This window comes from Thauera carbonicopians, assembly GCF_025699485.1.
GTDB lineage: Bacteria > Pseudomonadota > Gammaproteobacteria > Burkholderiales > Rhodocyclaceae > Thauera.
The window spans coordinates 62531-82219 of record NZ_JANUXN010000002.1 but is presented as its reverse complement, the minus strand read 5'-3'; the positions used below and the strand labels follow the sequence as shown (position 1 = coordinate 82219).

Below are 19689 nucleotides of genomic sequence, written 5' to 3'. Positions count from 1 at the left end.
TTCGCGCCTCTCGGTCAAACGCTATTCACTAGCTTTATCAGGCCGCAGTGTCGAGGCCGAAAGCCTTGTGCAGCGCACGCACGGCGAGTTCCAGATACTTGTCTTCGATCGCGACCGAAATCTTGATTTCCGAAGTCGAGATCATCTGGATGTTGATGCCTTCCTCGGCCAGCGTGCGGAACATCTGCGAGGCCACGCCAGGGTGCGAACGCATGCCGACACCGACGATGGAAACCTTGCACATGGTGTTGTCGGTTTCGATCGCGCGGGCGCCGATGTGGGTCTTGACACCGTCGAGCACCTTGACGGCCTTGTCCAGATCGCCGCGCGCCACCGTGAACGAGAAGTCGGTGGTGCCGTCGTGGCTGACGTTCTGGATGATCATGTCGACATCGATGTTGGCCTCGGCGATCGGCCCCAGGATCTGGTAGGCGATGCCCGGCTTGTCGGGCGCGCCGACCACGATGAGCTTGGCCTCGTCGCGCGAGAAGGCGATGCCGGAGATGATGGGTTGTTCCATGTTCTTGTCTTCCTCAACGGTGATGAGCGTGCCCTCGCCTTCGCGATCTTCGAAACTGGAGAGGACGCGCAGCTTGACCTTGTACTTGCCGGCGAATTCGACCGAGCGGATCTGCAGGACCTTCGAGCCGAGGCTGGCCATTTCCAGCATTTCCTCGAAGGTGATGGTGTCGAGCTTGCGGGCTTCGGGGACGATGCGCGGATCGGTGGTATAGACCCCATCGACGTCGGTGTAGATCTGGCACTCGTCGGCCTTCAGCGCCGCGGCCAGCGCCACCGCAGTGGTGTCCGAACCGCCGCGGCCGAGCGTGGTGATGGCGCCGTGCTCATCCACACCCTGGAAACCGGCGACGACGACAACCCGGCCGTCGTCCAGATCCTTGCGTACCGGGGCCTCGTCGATGTCCAGGATGCGCGCCTTGGTATGCAGCGAATCGGTCAGGATCCTGACCTGGCCGCCGGTGTAGCTCTTCGCTGGTACGCCGATGTCCTCCAGCGCCATGCACAGCAGGCCGATCGTGACCTGCTCGCCGGTGGATACGACCACATCGAGCTCGCGCGGTGCGGGGTTCGATGCAACTTCCTTGGTGAGAGCGATCAGGCGATTGGTCTCGCCGCTCATCGCCGACACCACGACAACCACCTGATGCCCCTGCGAACGGAACTTCGCCACCTTGCGGGCGACGTTCTTGATGCGCTCGGGGCTGCCTACCGAGGTGCCGCCGTACTTCTGAACTATCAGTGCCATCGTCGTATCCAAGTACCTGTGGATAAAGCGGATGATTCTAGCGAAACGTGGAAAATTTTGCAGGACATCACATGCCCAAACCGCTAAACGCACTCCCTACGCACTTAATGCCAAAAACGTGAAATCTGTCATTGTATTTGTACGGGATAGTGATCTATACTTTTTCTTGTAGTATTACTTAAGTCATAAACCAGCCTACAATCGCGCTAGCGCTGTCATGGTAAATCCATGACAAGTGCACTCAACCAAGGAAATAGAGATGAAATCCAGTGACAACATCGACGTCCGCGAAATCCGTCGCAAGCTGGGTCTGAACCAGTCCCAGTTCTGGTCCAAGATCGGCGTCACCCAGAGCGGCGGCTCCCGCTACGAAAGCGGCCGCAACATTCCCCGCCCCGTTCAGGCGCTGCTGCGCCTGGTCCACGTCGAGCAGATCGACATCAACAAGGTCAAGAAGGACGACGTGGAAGTGGCCGAGTACCTTAAGGCCACCAACCCCGAGCTGTACAAGACCCTGAAGAAGGAAGCACGCGCAAAGAAGAAAGAGCGCTGAGCGCCGTGCGACGCAGCATCGAAGGCTGACGCGAACCGTCAGCCTTTTTTATGTGCGCCGCCCGCCTGCGGCCCTGCCTGCATCCAGCCAGGAAAAGCCCGGGCGCCCGGAAAAGCGGCTTCGACTCAATCACTTGCGGATATTGCCGCAGCAAGGGTCGCATATCGCTGATGCTATAATCCGCGCCCGTTTGAATGAGGTCAGCCATGCGCATCACCCGCCGTCTCGAATTCGATGCCGGACACAGGATTCCCGACCATGCCAGCCAGTGCCGTCACCTTCACGGCCATCGCTACGCACTGGAAGTGACCCTTTCCGGCGAAGTCATCAAGGCCGATGGCCTGCCGGTCAACGGCATGGTGATGGATTTCGCCGACGTCAAGCGCATCGCCAACGACCTCGTCGTGTCGCGCTGGGATCATGCCTTCCTGGTCTATCGGGGCGACACCCAGGTCGTCACCATGCTCGACGCCATTCCCGGCCACAAGACCGTCGTGCTCGACGTCGTGCCGACGGCGGAGAACCTCGCCGCCGAAGCGTTCCGCATCCTCGACCCGGCCTACCGCGACACCTACGGCAACCATCTGCGACTCGAACGCGTACGCCTGTACGAAACCCCCAACTGCTGGGCCGACGCCGTCCGCAGTTGAGCCCCCTTGCCGTTCAGCGCTTGAACGGCAGCGCGGTGATCACCATCGCCTTGCGGCGATGCGCCAGCCAGTTGTCTCGATAGGCCTGCGCCAGCTCGCAATGGCCGCGCAGCACGATGACGTTTTCCGCGTTGCGGTTCTGCGCCGACCAGGTGAAATTGTAGGAGCCTGTAAGCACCGCGCAGCCCGGACCGTCGGCATCGGCGATCAGCACCTTGTTGTGCGCGGCGTTGTACTCGGTCTCGACCGCCACCGGCACCCCACCCGCCAGCAGGATCGGCAAGGCATTGCCCTTGGGATTGCGGTTCATGTGGGCATCGGCCAGCACCTGCACCTTCACGCCGCGCCGGTGGGCCGCCACCATTGCGTTGGCGATCCGCTTGCTGGTGAAGGCATAGGCCTGCACGTGCAGGCTGTGGCGCGCGCGCTCGATGACGCCGACCAGCAGCGATTCGGCATCATCGCGCGGCGTGAAGGCGAGCTCGATCTCCCCCTTGGCGGCAAAGCGCTGCGACGCCGATGCCGCCGGCGGCAGTGCCATCACCAAAGCCATCGCCACAGCTGGCAGCAACCTAGCCGGCAAACCCGGCCTGCCGGCTTCAGGCATCCGCCACCCGCTCCATCACCGCGGCGAAGAAGCCGTCGGTATCGTGCACATGCGGCAGCAGGCGCAGGCGCTCGCCGGTTTCCAGTTTCACGCCCTGCTTGTCCAGCACCTCCTGCGCCGCCACCGGGCGGAACTGCGGATGTGCCGCCAGGAAGGCATCGACCACTGCGTCGTTCTCCTCGGCCAGCAGGCTGCAGGTCGCATAGACCAGCCGCCCGCCCGGACGCACCAGGCGCGCCGCCGCGGCCAGGATCGCGCCCTGCTTGGCCACCATTTCATCCACCGCGGCCGGCGACTGGCGCCACTTCAGATCGGGGTTGCGGCGCAGCGTGCCCAGGCCGGTACAAGGCGCATCGACCAGCACGCGGTCGGCCTTGCCGGCCATGCGCTTGAGCTTGGCGTCGTTCTCGTGCGCGATCAGCATCGGATGCACGTTCGACAGGCCGGCGCGCGCCATGCGCGGCTTGAGCTTGGCGAGGCGTTTTTCCGACACGTCGAAGGCATACAGCCGCCCGGTCGAACGCATCATCGCACCGAGCTGCAGCGTCTTGCCGCCCGCGCCGGCGCAGAAATCGACCACCAGTTCGCCGCGCCGGGGCTGCACCAGCAGGCCGAGCAACTGGCTGCCCTCGTCCTGCACCTCGAAGCTGCCGTCCAGGAACAGCGGATGCTTCTGCAGCGCCGGCTTGCCCGACAAGCGCACCGCCTGCGGCGACAGGCTGCCCGGCTCGGCGGCGATGCCGTCCTCGCGCAGGCGTGCGAGCAGGCTGTCGCGGTCGATCTTCAGCAGGTTGGCGCGCAGGTCGAGCGGCGCCGGCCGGTTCAGGCCCTGCGCCAGCGCCAGCACGCCGGCCTCGTCGAAGCTGCGCAGCAGGCGTTCGGCCAGCCAGTCGGGCAGGTCGGCGCGCTCGGCCAGGCTGGCTTCACCCAGCTCCGCCGCCTTCACCGCCGCCACCCAGTCGCGCTCGGTGGCCGAGGCGAGGCCTTCGAAATTGCGCATCGGCCAGCCTTCGCCGCGGGCGAACCAGGCCAGCAGCAGTTCGCGCGGCGTCGCCTTGTCGCCCGCCAGCCGGCGCAGCCAGCGCAGCCGGCGCAGCACGCCATAGACCGTCTCGGCGATGAAGCCGCGGTCGCGGTGGCCCAGTTCGCGGTTGTCGCGGAAATGGCGCGACAGCACCGCGTCGGCCGGAAACTCGAACGCCAGCACGGCACCGAGAACCTGCGTGGTCTGGATGAACAGCGCGCGCGAAACGGCGCCTTCGGCCGCTGCCGGGGCGCTTTTCACCGCAGCTTTTTTGACTGCACCGCCGGATACGCCGCGGGCCTTGTTCCTGCTCTTGTCGTTGCTCTTGTTCATGTCAGTTCTTCTTGGTGTTTGCAGATGCGCCGACTTCGATCGCCGCGGCACGCTGATCCAGCACCCCGCCATCGTCGTCGGTGATGCGGATTCGGACCGGCAGCAGCTCATGCTGGACGGACAGCCAGATGTCGATGTCGAGCTCGCCGCCTTCGGCCGTCGCCCGCATCTTCAGGGTTTCCAGTTCGCCGGCCGGCAGTTTCAGCTTCTCCGGCCCCATCGGTTCCAGCTTCGCCTGCTTGATGCTCTTGCCGGTGATGACGTTCAGGGCGACCGGCTTGTCCGCCCGCGCATGGCGTCGCGCCTGGTGCCACAGGCTGAGCAGATCCTGGTCGCCCGCGCCGATCGTGCCATGGCGACGCTCCTTGCCGTCGCGCCGCAGGCTGACGCGGGCTGCCGCCCAGTCGAAGTGGGCGCTGTCGAGCTTGCGCCCACGCTGATCGACGACGAACTCGTCCGGCAACATCCCTTCCGGCCCGACCCTGCCCTCGCTGCGCTGCTCGTACTGCAGGCCGAACAAACCCGCCAGGCCGCTCGCGGCGAGATTCAGGCGCAGTGCGTAACGATCCCGTTCGATTCTCCATTCGTGCAGCGCTTCACCGACCTTGAAGCCCTGCGAGCCGTAATGCACGTCGAAACGGATGCTGCCGGCCGAGGCCGGCACGGCGGCCACTACCCATCCCGAAGGCAGGAAAACGCCTCCCGTCAGCACCGCCAAAGCCTGCAACACCTCACGCCGTTTCATCTTCATCGTTCGGCTCCCACATCTTCGATGGCGGGTACGACATACCCGCTTTCGGCTTCGATCCCTGCGCCGCGCAGCGACACGCGCCCCGCCTCATTCACGCTCAGCCGGCCCTCGACGAACCAGCGCACCGCCTGCGGATAGATCCGGTGCTCCTGTAGCAACACCCGCGCCGACAGGCTGGCTTCGTCGTCGCCGGGCAATACCGGCACCACCGCCTGGACGACGATCGGGCCACAGTCCAGCGTCGGCGTGACAAAATGCACCGTCGCGCCATGCACGCGCACGCCGGCCTCGATCGCGCGCCGATGCGTATGCAGGCCCGGGAAGGACGGCAGCAGCGAAGGATGGATGTTGATCAGGCGGCCTGCGTAGCGGCGCACGAAATCATCGGTCAGCACGCGCATGAAACCGGCCAGCACGACCAGGTCGGGCGCGAAGCGGTCGATGCATCCGGCCAGCGCATCGTCGAACGCGGCGCGATCCGGGTAGGCCTTGTGATCCACCACGGCGGTGGCGATGCCGCGTTCGGCGGCGAACGCCAGGCCGCCTGCATCCGGGCGGTTGCTGACGACGGCAGCGATGCGCGCACCGGGAATGGCGGCATCGACGATGGCCTGCATGTTGCTGCCGCGGCCGGAAACGAGAATGACGATGGACTTCATTTTGAAAACGATGGGTTGGGAGGGCAGGATCGAGTCGCCGGGGCAGCGCCTCAATACACCGGCAGGAAGACCGCCGTGGTCAGGTTCTGGACCACGCGCGTCACCGTGCGTTCGGTCTCTTCCTCGATCACGTCGGACAAGGCGTCGAGCAGGCCGATGATGCGGCCGAACTCGCGCTCGAAGCTGAGGTTGGGCGGGTCGCCGAAGTCGTTCGACAGCAGCAGCAACTCGCCGTTGCCGTCACGCGCGGTCGCCAGCTTCCACACCGCGATCTCGACGTTACGGGCCGCATTGTAGAGGTGCTGCGGCTCCAGATCATCCAGCAGGTAGAAACCTTCGCGGTCGCCGAAGGCCGACTGCACCATGCTGGCCAGTCCCACCACCAGGGCCTGCACCCGGTCGCCGCGGTATTCGGAGTGCAGCGCGACGTGCAGCGCGGCCAGGTCGCGCCGGTTGCCGAGCGAGGCGAAGCGCCAGCGGTGGCGCTCGTCGAAGATGCGCGAAATGGCCGCCTCGGCACTCGCCGCGTCGGACTTGCGCCATTCGCGCGGATTGCGCTTGTACAGCTTGTCGGCGAGGCGGCGCAGGCTGGCGAAGATCTGCTGCTGGTGCGCTTCGGCGACGCGGTTGAGATCGGTCTTGAACAACTGGCCCGGGTAGAAGCCGCGCTCCCTCGCCGCGCCGGGTGCGGTACCCGGCGTCGAACAGCCGGCCAGCACCAGCCCGAGCACCACGGCCAGCGCCATGCGCCGACGCGATGCCTGGCGATCGGCCTTCGGGGCTGGCGGGGGCTTGCTCATGCGCGTCATGTCTACGGGATCCAGGCCCGGCATCATACCGGAAGCACGGCCCGCCACCGCCCGCAGCGGCATCGGGCCACGCCGTATAATTGCGCCCTTCCCCATCCAACCGGGCCCGGCCATGTCCGTCATCCACCGCCTGTCCGACCTGCTGGTCAACCAGATCGCCGCCGGCGAGGTCGTCGAACGGCCGGCCTCGGTGCTGAAGGAAGTGCTGGAAAACGCCGTCGATGCCGGCGCACGCGCGATCGAGGTGCAACTGGAACAGGGCGGCGTGCGCCGCATCCGCGTTGCCGACGACGGCTGCGGCATCGACCGCGACGACCTCGCGCTGGCGCTGGAGCGCCACGCCACCAGCAAGATCGCCACCCTCGACGACCTCGAGCAGGTCGGCACCATGGGCTTTCGCGGCGAGGCGCTGGCCGCCATCGCCGCGGTGGCGCGCACCTCGATCACCAGCCGCGCCACCGGTGCCGGCCATGCCTGGCGCATCGACGGCGGCGACCGCAGCCTGGCGCCCGCCGCACTCAACCAGGGCACGGTGGTGGACGTCGCCGACCTGTATTACAACACCCCGGCACGGCGCAAGTTCCTGAAGACCGAAGGCACCGAGTACGCCCACTGCGACGACATGTTCCGCCGCGTCGCGCTGGCGCGGCCGGACGTCGGCATGCAGTTGTCGCACAACGGCCGCGTCGTCCATCGCCTGCCGCCGGGCACGCCGGCGGCGCGCATCGGCGCGCTGATGGGCGACGACTTCCTGCAGCACGCGCGCGAAGTGTCGGCCGAAGGCGGCCTGCTGCGCCTGACCGGCTTCGCCTCGCTGCCGGCCTATTCGCGCGCCAGCCGCGACGCGCAGTTCTTCTTCGTCAATGGCCGCTTCGTCCGCGACAAGCTGCTGACGCACGCGGTGCGCGAGGCCTACACCGACATCCTGCACGGCAGCCGCCATCCGGCCTACGTGCTGTTCCTGGACCTGGACCCGGCCGGCGTGGACGTCAACGTGCATCCGGCCAAGATCGAAGTGCGCTTCCGTGAATCGCGCGCGGTGCACCAGTTCGTCTACCACGCGCTCAAGCGCGTGCTGGCCGAATCCGGTGCGGGAAGGATCGATACGCAGGCAGCCGTGCCGTCCACGCCGGGCACGGGCTTCGGCGGCGCCGCCAACACCTTGCGCTACACTTCGGCGGAACGCCCGGCGGATGCCGCCTCATCCAGCTACGACAGCGCCCGCCCCTGGCCTTCATCCACTCCTCCAGCCATCCCAAGGCAGGGGCAGCTGGCGATGGATTCGGCCAGCCGTGCCTATCTCGACTTCGCCGCCAGCGCTCGCCCACCCGCCGGCGGCGCGCCATCTGCCGGCATGCCGGCGGCGGCTCCACGCCCCCTGCCGGACGACGGCGATGGCGCACCGCCGCTGGGCTTCGCCCTGGCACAGCTGCATGGCGTCTACATCCTGGCGCAGAACCGCGCCGGCCTGGTGCTGGTGGACATGCATGCCGCGCACGAACGCATCCTCTACGAAAAGCTCAAGACCGTGCTCGACGGCCGCCCTTCGGTGCAGCGCCTGCTGATTCCCGCGGTGTTCTCGGTCGGCGCCAAGGACATGGCCGCCGCCGAGGAATGCAGCGAAGTCCTCGCGGCGCTGGGCTTCGACGTCGGCGCCGCCGGCCCACAGGAACTGGCGGTGCGCAGCGTGCCGGCCCTGCTCGCCAATGCGCCGGTGGCGGAGCTGATGCGCAATCTGCTCGAAGAGCTGCGCGAATTCCCCGCTTCCGACGTCGTCACCGCACGCCGCAACGAGCTGCTCGCCACCATGGCCTGCCACGGCGCGGTGCGCGCCAACCGCCAACTGACCATCCCCGAGATGAACGCGCTGCTGCGAGACATGGAGGCCACCGAACGCGCCGACCAGTGCAACCACGGCCGGCCCACCTGGACGCAGTTGACGATGGGCGATCTCGACCGCTTCTTCATGCGCGGCCAGTGAGGCGGGCTTCATCCCCCGCACCCACACTTTTCCCCAGCCGCCGTGAACAGGCGTCTGGACAAGCTGTGGATAAGTGCCGCAACTGCCTGATGGCACGGCCTTCGGCGACACTGCCTAAAAAAGAGGCAGCCTGAATCGACGGATTTCGCCTGCGGCCCCATCCACACGGCCCGGCCATCCTGTCCGCCTCTATGGGCAAGACGATAGCTATTCAGCCAGGATGAAGCCGGTTCAGTCCGTCCTGCCATCGCGAACACGCAGGAACACCGGAAAGCGCGGTATACCCTGCGCAGTCAGCTCACGATAGCGGTAAGTCACCACGCTGCCGATCGCCGGCGGATCGCGCCGCTCGGCATCGCTGAACCCTGTGCCGAGACGAAAACGTCGTCCATCGGCCGATTCCACTTCCAGAGCGCCCAGGACGCCGTTGTGCCTGCCCTTGCCCGGCAGGTGTCCGACGACCCGGGCTTCGGCATCGAGGAAAGGCGTCAGCTTCAGGATCGCATCGCCGCGGCCCGCCTGCCACCAGGCGTCGGCACGATGCAGCATCAGGCCCTCGCCTCCCGCGGCGACGACGCGGGCGAGCGTGGCTGCCAGCGCTGGGAGGTTTTCCACGCGGAACTGCGGAACAGCCTGCAGGTGCGGAATGCCGGCCGCCTCGACCAGTGCCTGCAGCGCTCGCAGGCGTTCGTCGAACGGTCCCGGCCGGCCCGGCAGGTCGAACACCATGTAACGCACCCAGCGCCAGCCCTGTTCGGCCGCCTCCTCGCGACGTACCAGCCCCGACAACTGCTCGAAGCGCCCCCGGCCGAGCCACAGCTCGCCGTCGAACGGCACCTCCGGCAGGCCGGCGACGAACCACGCCGGCACGGCAATCGACCGCCCGCTGCGAAAGTACAACTGTTGTCCATCCCAATAGGCCCTGACGCCATCCAGCTTCTCGCTCACCCAATAGGCCGAAGGGTCGAGTCCGTCACGCCAGCGGCCCGCCAGCATCAGCGCCGGCGCGGCGGCAGGCGATCGCCCCGGCAACAGGCAGGCCGGCAGCAGGCAAAGCGCACGCAGCAAACGCCGCCTGCAGCGGAACGGATCTTCGCGAGGCATGGGAGAAAGGGCTCAAATACCATTATCATAATACAAATGGCATCATCGATGATCGAGGGCACAGACTCCCTTGCCATCGCTTTGCCCAAGGCCCGTCAAGCAGCGGATAATCCGCCCCAGCCGGATGCCGGCCAACTGCCTCGATCAGTTGCCTCGTCCGGGCGCTTGATTCCTTCCTCGCCCTTCTCACGCCGTGACCGACACGCCGCCCACCACGCTCCCGCCCGCCCTGCTGCTGCTCGGCCCCACCGCCAGCGGCAAGACCGCCTGTGCGCTCGCCATCGCCCGCCGCCTGCCGGTCGAGATCGTCAGCGTCGACTCCGCGCTGGTATACCGCGACATGGACATCGGCACGGCCAAGCCCAGCGCCGAGGAGCGTGCGGTCTGCCCCCACCACCTGATCGACGTCGTGTCGCCGGAAGCAAGCTATTCGGCCGCGCGCTTCCGCGCCGACGCCATCCGCCTGATGCGCGAGATCAGCGCGCGCGGCCGCATCCCGCTGCTGGCCGGCGGCACGATGCTGTACTTCAAGGCGCTGCGCGACGGGTTGTCCGACCTGCCGGCAGCGGATGCCGAGCTGCGCCGCGCCATCGACGAAGAGGCCGCCGCACATGGCTGGCCGGCACTGCACGCCGAGCTCGCCCGCCTCGACCCCGCCGCCGCCGCGCGGCTGGAGCCCAGCGATGCCCAGCGCATCCAGCGCGCACTCGAGATCGTCCGCCTCACCGGCCGGCCGCTGGCCGAAAGCTATGCCCGCAAGGAGGACGAGGCCCTGCCCTGCCGCCTGCTGACGATGGCGCTCGCACCCTCGGACCGCGGCGTGCTGCACGCGCGCATCGCCGAACGCTTCGATACCATGCTGCACGGCGGCTTCGTCGACGAAGTCCGCCGGTTGCGCAGGACCTACCGGCTGAACCCGGAGATGCCCTCGATGCGCTGCGTCGGCTACCGCCAGGCCTGGGAATACCTCGACGGCGACATCGGCTACGACGAGTTGCGCTTCAAGGGCGTCGCCGCCACCCGCCAGCTCGCCAAGCGCCAGCTCACCTGGCAGCGCCAGTTCCGCGAAACCTGGCCCGGCCTGGTGGAACTCGACTGCCTGCGTCCGGACCTCGCCGACGCCGTCCTCTACACCGCGCTGCAACTGATCGCCGCCTGAATACCTCTTTTGCACACACGGAAGAACCCCATGGATCAGCAGATCATCGACGACATCAACCAGTGGCTCGACGAAGTCGTCATCGGCCTCGACCTCTGTCCCTTCGCCGCCCGGCCGCGGCGCGAGAAGCGCGTGCGCATCGCCATCAGCCACGCCACCGACGAGGAAACCCTGCTCAACGAGCTGCAGGCCGAACTCGAGCGCCTGTCCGACACTCCGGCGGAGGAACTCGAAACCACGCTGCTGGCGATTCCGGACATGCTCGAAGATTTCGGCGACTACAACGACTTCCTCGACGCGGTCGACCTGTGGGTGGAGCAGTTCGGCTGGGAAGGCGAGCTGCAGGTGGCAAGCTTCCACCCGCAGTACCAGTTCGCCGACACCGAAGCCGACGACGCCGGCAACCTGACCAATCGTTCGCCCTGGCCGCTGCTGCACATCATCCGCGAGGAAAGCCTGGAGAAGGCGATCGAGCACCACCCCGACGTCGACGGCATCCCGGCGCGCAACATCGCGCGCATGGAAGCCCTGAGCAATGAGGAAAAGCAGCGGCTGTTCCCCTACCTGTTCGGCTGAGCGCCCGAACCGGGCGGCCCGCCCGCCCACAGTGCTTGGCTGGCCGCCTGCCGAGGAGTAGAGTTCAGGCAACGGATCCGGTTTACTTTTCCCTCGATCACCGGAGTGAGCCTATGTTTCCTGAGTACCGCGACCAGATCACCCAGTTGAAGACCACCGACCGTCACTTCCTGAACCTGTTCGACAAGCACAACGCGCTCGATCAGCAGATCAAGAACATCGAGTCGCACATCGAACACGCGACACACGAAGAGGTCGAGATCCTGAAGAAGCAGAAGCTGCTGCTGAAGGATCAGATGTACGCGATCCTGCAGAAGACCGAATCCACGGCCTGACGGGCAGGAAGGCAGCACCGCCGAATACCCCCTGATGCACACCCGTGCCAGGGGGTTTTTTGCTGACAGGCCCGCCAGTCGGCTCGGTTGGCCGCTCAGACCTGCAGCTCGCCCCCTTTGGCACCAGGAGGCTCCACCGCTTCGCGCTGCTTGCGCGCCAGCAGCGAATACACCGTCGGCACCACGAAAAGCGTGAAGAAGGTGCCGAGCAGCAGGCCGCCGACGATGACCCAGCCGATCTGCTGGCGGCTCTCGGCGCCGGCGCCGGTTGCCAGCGCGAGCGGCACCGAGCCCAGCACCATCGCGCCGGTGGTCATCAGGATCGGCCGCAGGCGCAGCACCGCGGCTTCGACCACCGCCTCCATCAGCTCGCGGCCCTGCTCGCGCAACTGGTTGGAGAATTCCACGATCAGGATGCCGTGCTTGGTGATCAGGCCCACCAGCGTCACCAGCCCGATCTGGCTATAGACGTTGAGCGTGCCGCCGGTCAGCCACAGCGCGCCGAGCGCGCCGGTCATCGACAGCGGCACGGTCAGCATGATGATGAATGGATCGCGGAAGCTCTCGAACTGCGCCGCCAGCACCAGGTAGATGAAGGCCAGCGCCAGCATGAACACCAGCACCAGGCTGGCCGAGCTGGTCTTGAACTCGCGCGACTGACCGTCGTAGTCGGTGGCGTAGCCCGGCGGCAGCAGGCGCGCGGCGGTCTGCTCCATCCATTGCAAGGCCTCGCCCAGCGCGTAGTCGGGCGCGAGGCTGGCCGAGATCGTCACCGAGCGGCGCTGGCCGAAGTGGTTCAGTTCGCGCGGCGCCACCGCCTCGCTGACCTTCACCACGTTGGCCAGCGGCACCATGTCGCCATTGCGGGCGCGCACGAAGATGTCGCTGATGTCGTGGGGATCGGTGCGGCTGACGGCACCGACCTGCACGATCACGTCGTACTGTTCCGCATCCTTCTTGTAGCGCGTCACCTGGCGGCCGCCGAGCATGGTTTCCAGCGTGCGGCCGATGACGTCGACCGGCACCCCCAGGTCCGCGGCGCGGTCGCGATCGACCTCGACCGACAGTTCCGGCAGCGTCAGCTTGAGGTCGGTGTCGGGCGAGACGAGGCCCGGGTTGCCGCGCATCTCGTCCAGGATCGCCTCCGCATGGCGGGCGAGTTCGTCATAGGATTCCGACGTCGACACCACGAAGCTGAGCGGCCGCGAACGCGGGCTCTGGCCGAAGGAGGCCGGCATCACCGGGAAGGCGTTCACGCCCGGAATCGCCTTCAGCCTGGGCCCCAGTTCTTCGGCGATCTGCGCTGCGCCGCGTTCGCGCTCGCTCCAGTCGGTGAAGCCGACGAAGGAAATCCCCTGCGACACCGTGGGGTTGCCGGTAATGACCAGATAGCGGTCGACTTCCGGCAGGCTGGCATAGATGCGCTCGATCTCCAGCGCATAGCGCGACATGTAGTCGATGGTCGAACCTTCGGGGCCGTTGAACATGCCGACCACCCGGCCGCGATCTTCCAGCGGCGCCAGTTCGTTCTTCAACTGCCCCAGCAGCAGCACCGAGGTCCCCGCCACCAGCACGAACGCCAGCATCACCAGCCAGCGTACTTTCAGCGACGCCGCCAGCAGGCTGCGATAGCCTTCGGTGAGCCAGTTCAGGAAGCCTTCGACGGCGTTGTAGATCGGACCATGGCTGCGTTCGTGGCGCAGCAGCCTGGAGCACATCATCGGCGACAGCGTCAGCGCGACGAAGCCGGACACGATCACCGCGCCGGCCAGCGTCAGCGCGAACTCGGTGAACAGCTTGCCGGTGCGCCCGGTCATGAAAGCCACCGGCGCATACACCGCCGCCAGCGTGATCGTCATCGCCACCACGGCGAAGCCGATCTCCTTCGCGCCCTGGAAGGCGGCGGCCACCGGCGCCATGCCTTCCTCGATATGGCGGTAGATGTTCTCCAGCACCACGATGGCGTCGTCCACCACCAGGCCGATCGCCAGCACCAACGCGAGCAGCGTCAGTGTGTTGATCGAAAAGCCCAGCGCGAACATCAGCGTGAACACGCCCACCAGCGACACCGGAATCGTCACCAGCGGCACCAGCATCGCACGCCAGTTGCGCAGGAAGAACAGGCACACCGCCGCCACCAGCAGCACCGCCTCCCAGATCGTCGAGAACACCGCATCGATCGAACGCTCGATGAACACCGTGGTGTCGTTGGCGATCGTCATCGACATGCCTTCGGGCAGTTCGTGCTCCAGCCTCGGCAGCATCTCTTCCAGCCCGCGCTTGAGATCGAGCGGGTTGGCGGTGGCCTGCTTGATGAGCCCGAGCGAGATCGACGGCCGGCCCATGAAGCGCACCGACGAGCGTTCGTTCTCCGGCGCCACTTCGACGCGGCCGATGTCGCGGATGCGCACCGGGTAGTCGGCCGCATTGGCCGGCTGGCGCACCACCACCGCCTCGAATTCGTCGATCTGCGCCAGGTCGGTGCGCGCCACCACGGTGAACTCGCGCTGGCTGCTTTCGATGCGGCCGGCGGGCAGTTCCACGTTCTGGCCGCGGATGGCGTTCTCCACTTCCTGTACGGTCAGGCCGAACGCCGCCAGGCGCTCGCGGTCCAGCCAGATCCGCATCGAATAGCGCCGCTCGCCGAACATGCGCGCATCCGCCGCGCCCGGCAGGGTCTGCAGGCGCGGCTTGATGACGCGGTTGGCGAAGTCGCTCATTTCCAGCGGGGAATGGCGATCGGACGAAAACGCCACCCAGATGATCGGGTTGGCGTCGGCCTCGACCTTGGCGATCACCGGCTCGTCGACGTCGTCGGGCAGGCGGCGGCGCACACGCGACACGCGGTCGCGCACGTCGGCGGCGGCGCTGTCGGCATTGCGCTCGATGCGAAAGCGCACGGTGATCTGGCTGCGCTCCTGGCGGCTGATCGACGACAGCACGTCCACGCCCTCGATGCCGGCCAGCGAATCTTCCAGCGGCTTCGTCACCTGGGACTCGACGATCGCCGCGCTGGCGCCGCGGTAGGTGGTATCGACCGTCACCACCGGTTCGTCGATGTTGGGGTACTCGCGCACCGTCAGCCGCGAGTACGACATCAGCCCCACCAGCAGCACCAGCAGCGACAGCACGGTGGCGAACACCGGGCGCTTGATGCAGATATCGGAAATGACCATCTTCGCGGCTCCCGTCGCTCAGGCGGCGCCGGCCAAGGAGCCCTGCAGCACGTTCACCGGCGCACCGTCGCGCAGCTTGAGCTGGCCGGCGGTGACCACCTCCGCCCCGGCATCCAGGCCATCGGTAATTTCCACCATCGTCTCGCGCCGCATGCCGGTGCGCACGTCCACCCGCTGCGCCTTGCCATCCACCACCCGATAGACGAACTGCACGTTGCCGGGCGCCGGCACCAGCGCCGTTTCCGGCACCACCAGCACCTCGGGCCGTTCGGCCAGGATCAGCCGCACGCGCACGAACACGCCGGGGCGCAGGCGGCCTTCGGGGTTGGCCAGGCTGGCGCGCAGGCGCACCGCGCGGCCCTGGGCATCGACCAGCGGGTCGATCGCATCCACCCGCGCGGCGAAGCTGCCGCCGGGCAATACGTCGCTGCTCAGCTCGAGCGTCTGGCCGGGCTTCACACGGTCGAGATAAAGCTCGGGCAGGCGGAAATCCACCTTCAGCCGGGCGATGTCCTCGAGGTTGATCAGCGCATCGCCGTCCTTGACGTAATCGCCCGGACTGACGCTGCGGATGCCGACCACGCCGTCGAAAGGCGCCCGAAGCTGCGTGCGTTCCAGCCGCGCCCGCGCCAGCGCGACACCGGCGCGCGCCACTTCGAGTTCGGCGCGGGCATTGTCGCGGCTGCTCTGGCTGACGAACTTGCGCGCGAACAGGTCTTCGCTGCGGCGGAAATTGGCTTCGGCCAGCGTCAGGTTGGCCTGCGCCTGCTGCAGTTCGGCACGCTGCACCGCCGCATCCAGCTCGACCAGCACGTCGCCGCGCCTGACCGGCTCGCCGTCGCGGAAGGCGATGCGCGAAATGCGCCCCGCCACTTCGGGCCGCAGCACCACCGATTCATTGGACACCAGCGAACCGACGGCAGTGACGTCGTCGGCCATCGCCCGCCTTTCCACTCTCGCCACTTCGACCACCACCGGCGCCTCCACCGCCAGCAGCGTGTCCGCCGGCGTGCTGCGCGGCTGGTTGGCATACCATGCGTAAGCCGCCAGGCCGGCAAGGCCGATGGTGCACAGGGCGACGATGACGGGGCGGCGAGACGACATGGCAATCCAGCGGGAGACGAGAATGAGAACGAAACACGGCGCCGCGATTGTCCCACAGGCAAGTACCGCGCTGCTGAAAGCAGACACCGCGGACATGGTGCAAGTTCATGCGCCCGTGACGCCTGCCACGGCCGGTCACCGCAGGCGGCCTCAGCGCCGCTGCTCGCCCAGCCGCGTCAGCGCCTCGTCGCGCAGATGCGTCAGCAGCGCGCTGCCGTCCGGCGCCACGCGGAACTCTCCCCAGCGCGCCGCTTCGTAGGTTTCGGCCGTGCCTTCCTGGAAGAAGAAGGCATTCGGCCCGACCGTGGGGCCGCCGTCGCGCCAGCGGATGCGCATCGCCACCGTGTCGCCGGCCGGCAGCGCATCGGCAACACCCGCCAGCCGGGCACGGCCATCGGCATCCAGCGCCAGCACGGCGTAAGCCCCAGGCGGGCCGTCAAGCGCCTCGCTCTCGTCCCCCTGAGCCGTCAAGCCGCGGTCGATGGCGAAGCGCAGCGCCATGTAGTCACCCTGCATCAGCGAGCGCGGATCGACCGGCGCCAGCTCCAGCAGCACGACGCGGCCTTGCGTCAGCGTGCGCTCGCGGTCGAGGACCGCCTTCAGCGACACGCCCAGCACCAGCGCCATCGCCGCAACGACGGCAATGCGCAGCCAGCTCCGATTGCTCATGTCCGCGCTCCCGCGGCAGTGCGCAGCACCCAGGCACGCAAGGCCAGCAAGGCCGCGCCGCCCAGCACCAGCAGGCCGGACTTGTGCAGCAGGCTCACGTCGAGCAGATAGTAGAACTCGCCCACGTACAGCACCGCCGCCAGCAGCGCAAACCCCGCCAGCGTGCGCTGGCTGGCCTGGAAGGCGGCAATGAACACACCGACGGCCACGATCAGGCCCGGCGCGGTATGGAACACCAGCGCCCACGACAGCGCGAGCCCGCCCGCCGCCAGTTGCAGCCCGGGAGAAGCTGCCCGCAGCAGATGGCCGAGCAAGGCGACCAGCACCAGCGCAGCACCGATCGCCAGCCAGATCATCGGGCCGCGGAAATCCGTGCCATCGAGCAGGAAATCGGCTCGCGCCCGCGACAGCAAAGGCGGCAACAGCAGCGCAGCCAGACCCAAAGCCAGCGTCACCGCGCCGAGCAGACCGCCCCACGGCTGCGCCGCCCAGCGCTCGCGGGTGGCGCAAGCCAGTATCGCCGCCGCCATCAGCGCGATGCCGAACAGCTCGCACGCAAGCCCCGGCCCGATCAGCACGCCGAGCGCAAGGCTCAGCAGCAGCGCGCACACGATCCGGTGCAGCCGGCTCGCCCGCGGCAGCAGCATCGCCCCGCTCACCAGCACGCCCACGCCCGCCATCTGACGCCAGGCACCGGGCTCGAACCATTCGTCCGCCGTCCACATCAGCAATCCCTGCCCCGCCAGCGACAAGGCCAGCCCCATCTGATCGGTGAACAGGGCGCCGCGCCGGAACAGCGCGACCGCGGCGATGCACGACACGCCGCCCATGACGCCGGTCCCCGCCGTACCGAGGCCGACCGCGGGCAGCACCAGCCCCGCCACGATCAGCAGCGACGCCAGCCATGCCGCCAGCGCCTGCAGCAGCATCAACCACCAGGGCCCGGACTGCTGCGCCGGCAGCGCCGGCTGCTCCGCCTCATCGACGATGCCGCGCTCGCGCAGCAGATCGGCAAGCCTGCCGCCACCTGCCGATTCGTGCACGCTCATGATCCGCTCCCGCCGTCGCCAGCCTCGCGATGGAGCCGCATCAGCGCCCAGCCCGCGGCGCTGGAGGCAAGGATCACGAACAGCCCGAGGACGTTCAAGGCGGCAAAATCGTATGTATCGAGCACGCGCAGCAGCCCCGCGGTCAGCACCGCAATCGCCGCGTAGGTCAGCAAGGCCAGGATCGCGACATCCCGCCGCCACAGGCCATACGCCGCGCCACCCGCAAGCGCGGCCAGCGCAAACACCGTCAGCCCCGGCCGGAAATCGACCTCGAACCAGCCCAGCACCGCCGCCACGCACAAGGGTGCCACCACCCCCAGCGCCGCCAGCCGCGCCATCCAGCGCTGCGCATCGACCAGCAGCCAGCGCCCCAGGCACTCGAAGGCCAGCAGCAACACCAGGTTCAAGCCCGCCACCAGCAGCAGCGAATACAGGCCGAACACGCCGTCGAGATAGCCCCAGAGGCCCATCGACCCAGTCTGCGAGAGGGCGCGCAGCAAGGCCATGTTCGCCACCGCCAGCCACAGCGTCCAGCTGGCCGACGAACGCGACAGCAGCACGAAAGGCAGCATCAGCGCCGCCCAGGCCGCGAACAGCTCCCACACGTCCGCGCCGGTCTGGTAAGTCTGGCCGATCAGCGCCAGCAGTGCGCCGGTGGCAATGCAGGCGCCGAACAGCGCCGCCCGGAACGCGATCCCGCGCGGCGTCGCCCACAAGGCCGTGGCTCCGCAAGCCAGCAAGGCCGCAGCCGCCAGGCCGAACTTGGCGAAGCGATGCAGTGCATCCCAGTTCCAGGCGAAGAAGAACACCACGCCGGCCCCCAGCAGCAAGGCACCGCCGAAAGCCAGCAAACGGTCGAGCATCCGCCGCCACTCGTCAGGCTCAGGCTGCAAGGGTCCGCAGGCCGCCGCCCGCGCAAGTTGTGCCGGCGTCAGCCCACCCGCCTCGGCAAGGCGGAATATCTGCGCGCGTTGTGTGAAAGACCAGTTCATGAAAAAGAGAAACCCGACTCAAACCCCCAACCATTCCAGCAAGGCACGCAGGCGATCTTCACCGTCTGCAGCGAAGCCGTCGATCCCGAGTTGGCGCAGGAAAGCCCTGCCCTGTTCGTCCGCAGACAGCCCGAGCAGCGTCACACGCGCCGAATCCAGCGCCTCGGCCGATACCCGGGGGCCGGCGACGACGGGCATGTAGGGTTGACCGACCGATTCGTGCAGCACGCGGTGTCCCTTCTCCCGCCACTGGCGGATCGCCCCGGAATAGGACGCCATGCCGCCGACATCGACGATGCCGTTTTCCAGGCCGAACGGGATCGCGCCCTGTTCTCGCACGTAGAAAACCTTCTCCTTCGCCAGGTCGATGCCCTTGTCGCGCAATTCGGCACGGCAGAAGCGCGTCATGTAGGCGACTTCCTCCGGCAGCACGAAGGTCTTGCCGCGCAGTTGCGCGAGCGTCCGGATCGGCGAACCGGCTGGCACGGCCAGCATGCAATGCCCCTCGGGCTCGGCATTGGCGACGTACTGGTAGCCGTAGTCGCGCAGGCCGCGCGCCGGATAGTCGGACGGACGGGCAACGACGAAATCGAAACGGCCATCCTTCATGCCCTTTTCCAGCTCGGCGAATTCGCGCACGAAAACGACTTCGACCTTCCTGCCGAGCGCGGCCGACAGGCGGTCCGCCATCGGCGCGTATTTCTTGCGGCCTGCCGCAGCATCGATACCGCCCGAGGTGCCTTCGCTGACGGCCAGCGCAATCGGCTTCACCTCCTGTGCCACGGCCGGCAGGGGGCCCAGGGAGATTGCCGCAAGGATTGCGAGCGACGGGACGAGATGGCGAAACGAAGGAGTTTTCATGCGCAGCCGGTACCTGGAGTGGGAATCATT

At 67.4% G+C, this 19689-nt stretch carries 19 protein-coding genes; 6 read left to right on the top strand and 13 right to left on the bottom strand.

Features of this window, described 5'->3' with window-relative positions:
• Window positions 1-37: 37 nt before the first annotated feature.
• On the bottom strand, window positions 38-1267 hold the full coding sequence (locus NX068_RS02920) for an aspartate kinase (RefSeq protein ID WP_263459802.1): 1230 nt from the start codon (window positions 1265-1267) through the stop codon (window positions 38-40).
• Window positions 1268-1526: 259 nt separating this feature from the next.
• On the opposite strand from NX068_RS02920, the gene NX068_RS02915 reads away from it, so the two are divergent.
• Window positions 1527-1820: a helix-turn-helix domain-containing protein gene (locus NX068_RS02915; RefSeq protein WP_068634944.1), complete on the top strand. Its 294-nt coding sequence runs from the start codon at window positions 1527-1529 to the stop codon at window positions 1818-1820.
• A 206-nt stretch (window positions 1821-2026) separates the two neighbouring features.
• Window positions 2027-2470: a 6-carboxytetrahydropterin synthase QueD gene (gene queD / locus NX068_RS02910; RefSeq protein ID WP_263459801.1), complete on the top strand. Its 444-nt coding sequence runs from the start codon at window positions 2027-2029 to the stop codon at window positions 2468-2470.
• A 13-nt stretch (window positions 2471-2483) separates the two neighbouring features.
• On the opposite strand, the gene NX068_RS02905 is transcribed toward queD, so the two are convergent.
• From NX068_RS02905 to NX068_RS02885, 5 genes are read right to left on the bottom strand one after another with little or no spacing between them, the layout of a single operon-like run.
• Complete coding sequence (locus NX068_RS02905) at window positions 2484-3011, bottom strand: phospholipase D family nuclease (protein ID WP_263459800.1); 528 nt, start codon at window positions 3009-3011, stop codon at window positions 2484-2486.
• 58 nt (window positions 3012-3069) lie between these two features.
• Window positions 3070-4434 (bottom strand): RsmB/NOP family class I SAM-dependent RNA methyltransferase, encoded by a 1365-nt coding sequence (locus NX068_RS02900; RefSeq protein WP_263459799.1) that lies wholly within the window; start codon window positions 4432-4434, stop codon window positions 3070-3072.
• 1 nt (window position 4435) lies between these two features.
• Window positions 4436-5185, bottom strand: a complete 750-nt coding sequence (locus NX068_RS02895; protein WP_263459798.1) for a DUF3108 domain-containing protein — start codon at window positions 5183-5185, stop codon at window positions 4436-4438.
• Window positions 5182-5844: a phosphoribosylglycinamide formyltransferase gene (gene purN / locus NX068_RS02890; protein ID WP_263459797.1), complete on the bottom strand. Its 663-nt coding sequence runs from the start codon at window positions 5842-5844 to the stop codon at window positions 5182-5184. The genes NX068_RS02895 and purN overlap by 4 nt, the downstream gene beginning before the upstream one ends.
• Window positions 5845-5894: 50 nt before the next feature.
• Window positions 5895-6653, bottom strand: coding sequence for a hypothetical protein (locus NX068_RS02885; protein ID WP_263459796.1), 759 nt, complete (start codon window positions 6651-6653; stop codon window positions 5895-5897).
• 112 nt (window positions 6654-6765) lie between these two features.
• On the opposite strand from NX068_RS02885, the gene mutL reads away from it, so the two are divergent.
• On the top strand, window positions 6766-8634 hold the full coding sequence (gene mutL, locus NX068_RS02880) for a DNA mismatch repair endonuclease MutL (RefSeq protein WP_263459795.1): 1869 nt from the start codon (window positions 6766-6768) through the stop codon (window positions 8632-8634).
• A gap of 231 nt (window positions 8635-8865) precedes the next feature.
• Here the strand turns inward: mutL and NX068_RS02875 are convergent, their stop codons facing one another.
• Window positions 8866-9738, bottom strand: coding sequence for a DNA ligase (locus tag NX068_RS02875; RefSeq protein WP_442806675.1), 873 nt, complete (start codon window positions 9736-9738; stop codon window positions 8866-8868).
• A 193-nt stretch (window positions 9739-9931) separates the two neighbouring features.
• On the opposite strand from NX068_RS02875, the gene miaA reads away from it, so the two are divergent.
• The 3 genes from miaA (at window position 9932) to NX068_RS02860 (ending at window position 11808) form a co-directional block, all read left to right on the top strand.
• Window positions 9932-10897: a tRNA (adenosine(37)-N6)-dimethylallyltransferase MiaA gene (gene miaA / locus NX068_RS02870; RefSeq protein WP_263459793.1), complete on the top strand. Its 966-nt coding sequence runs from the start codon at window positions 9932-9934 to the stop codon at window positions 10895-10897.
• Between the two features lie 30 nt (window positions 10898-10927).
• Window positions 10928-11473, top strand: coding sequence for a DUF1415 domain-containing protein (locus NX068_RS02865; protein WP_263459792.1), 546 nt, complete (start codon window positions 10928-10930; stop codon window positions 11471-11473).
• A gap of 113 nt (window positions 11474-11586) precedes the next feature.
• Complete coding sequence (locus NX068_RS02860) at window positions 11587-11808, top strand: HP1242/YdcH family protein (RefSeq protein WP_263459791.1); 222 nt, start codon at window positions 11587-11589, stop codon at window positions 11806-11808.
• 95 nt (window positions 11809-11903) lie between these two features.
• Here NX068_RS02860 and NX068_RS02855 read toward each other — a convergent pair whose 3' ends face one another.
• From NX068_RS02855 to NX068_RS02830, 6 genes are all read right to left on the bottom strand, one after another.
• The gene (locus NX068_RS02855) at window positions 11904-14984 is read right to left on the bottom strand and encodes an efflux RND transporter permease subunit (RefSeq protein ID WP_263459790.1); all 3081 of its coding nucleotides are present in this window, start codon (window positions 14982-14984) and stop codon (window positions 11904-11906) included.
• A gap of 18 nt (window positions 14985-15002) precedes the next feature.
• On the bottom strand, window positions 15003-16088 hold the full coding sequence (locus NX068_RS02850) for an efflux RND transporter periplasmic adaptor subunit (protein ID WP_263459789.1): 1086 nt from the start codon (window positions 16086-16088) through the stop codon (window positions 15003-15005).
• A gap of 150 nt (window positions 16089-16238) precedes the next feature.
• Window positions 16239-16757 (bottom strand): GDYXXLXY domain-containing protein, encoded by a 519-nt coding sequence (locus NX068_RS02845; RefSeq protein WP_263459788.1) that lies wholly within the window; start codon window positions 16755-16757, stop codon window positions 16239-16241.
• A complete protein-coding gene (locus tag NX068_RS02840) occupies window positions 16754-17806 on the bottom strand; it encodes a DUF4401 domain-containing protein (protein ID WP_263459787.1) in 1053 nt (350 codons plus the stop codon). Before NX068_RS02840 ends, NX068_RS02845 begins: the two co-directional genes overlap by 4 nt.
• Entirely contained in the window at window positions 17803-18798 is a 996-nt protein-coding gene (locus NX068_RS02835; protein ID WP_263459786.1) for a DUF2157 domain-containing protein, read from the bottom strand. Before NX068_RS02835 ends, NX068_RS02840 begins: the two co-directional genes overlap by 4 nt.
• An 18-nt stretch (window positions 18799-18816) precedes the next feature.
• Window positions 18817-19659, bottom strand: coding sequence for a phosphate/phosphite/phosphonate ABC transporter substrate-binding protein (locus NX068_RS02830; RefSeq protein WP_263459785.1), 843 nt, complete (start codon window positions 19657-19659; stop codon window positions 18817-18819).
• Window positions 19660-19689 lie beyond the last annotated feature (30 nt).

Coding starts and splice junctions, on each gene's coding strand:
- NX068_RS02860 (WP_263459791.1), top strand. CDS start 11,587: ATGTTTCCTGAGTACCGCGACCAGATCACCCAGTTGAAGACCACCGAC.
- NX068_RS02840 (WP_263459787.1), bottom strand. CDS start 17,806: ATGAGCGTGCACGAATCGGCAGGTGGCGGCAGGCTTGCCGATCTGCTG.
- NX068_RS02875 (WP_442806675.1), bottom strand. CDS start 9,738: ATGCCTCGCGAAGATCCGTTCCGCTGCAGGCGGCGTTTGCTGCGTGCG.
- NX068_RS02885 (WP_263459796.1), bottom strand. CDS start 6,653: ATGACGCGCATGAGCAAGCCCCCGCCAGCCCCGAAGGCCGATCGCCAG.
- mutL (WP_263459795.1), top strand. CDS start 6,766: ATGTCCGTCATCCACCGCCTGTCCGACCTGCTGGTCAACCAGATCGCC.
- NX068_RS02855 (WP_263459790.1), bottom strand. CDS start 14,984: ATGGTCATTTCCGATATCTGCATCAAGCGCCCGGTGTTCGCCACCGTG.
- purN (WP_263459797.1), bottom strand. CDS start 5,844: ATGAAGTCCATCGTCATTCTCGTTTCCGGCCGCGGCAGCAACATGCAG.
- NX068_RS02915 (WP_068634944.1), top strand. CDS start 1,527: ATGAAATCCAGTGACAACATCGACGTCCGCGAAATCCGTCGCAAGCTG.
- NX068_RS02850 (WP_263459789.1), bottom strand. CDS start 16,088: ATGTCGTCTCGCCGCCCCGTCATCGTCGCCCTGTGCACCATCGGCCTT.
- NX068_RS02895 (WP_263459798.1), bottom strand. CDS start 5,185: ATGAAGATGAAACGGCGTGAGGTGTTGCAGGCTTTGGCGGTGCTGACG.
- NX068_RS02905 (WP_263459800.1), bottom strand. CDS start 3,011: ATGGCACTGCCGCCGGCGGCATCGGCGTCGCAGCGCTTTGCCGCCAAG.
- NX068_RS02835 (WP_263459786.1), bottom strand. CDS start 18,798: ATGAACTGGTCTTTCACACAACGCGCGCAGATATTCCGCCTTGCCGAG.
- NX068_RS02900 (WP_263459799.1), bottom strand. CDS start 4,434: ATGAACAAGAGCAACGACAAGAGCAGGAACAAGGCCCGCGGCGTATCC.
- NX068_RS02865 (WP_263459792.1), top strand. CDS start 10,928: ATGGATCAGCAGATCATCGACGACATCAACCAGTGGCTCGACGAAGTC.
- queD (WP_263459801.1), top strand. CDS start 2,027: ATGCGCATCACCCGCCGTCTCGAATTCGATGCCGGACACAGGATTCCC.
- NX068_RS02830 (WP_263459785.1), bottom strand. CDS start 19,659: ATGAAAACTCCTTCGTTTCGCCATCTCGTCCCGTCGCTCGCAATCCTT.
- NX068_RS02845 (WP_263459788.1), bottom strand. CDS start 16,757: ATGAGCAATCGGAGCTGGCTGCGCATTGCCGTCGTTGCGGCGATGGCG.
- NX068_RS02920 (WP_263459802.1), bottom strand. CDS start 1,267: ATGGCACTGATAGTTCAGAAGTACGGCGGCACCTCGGTAGGCAGCCCC.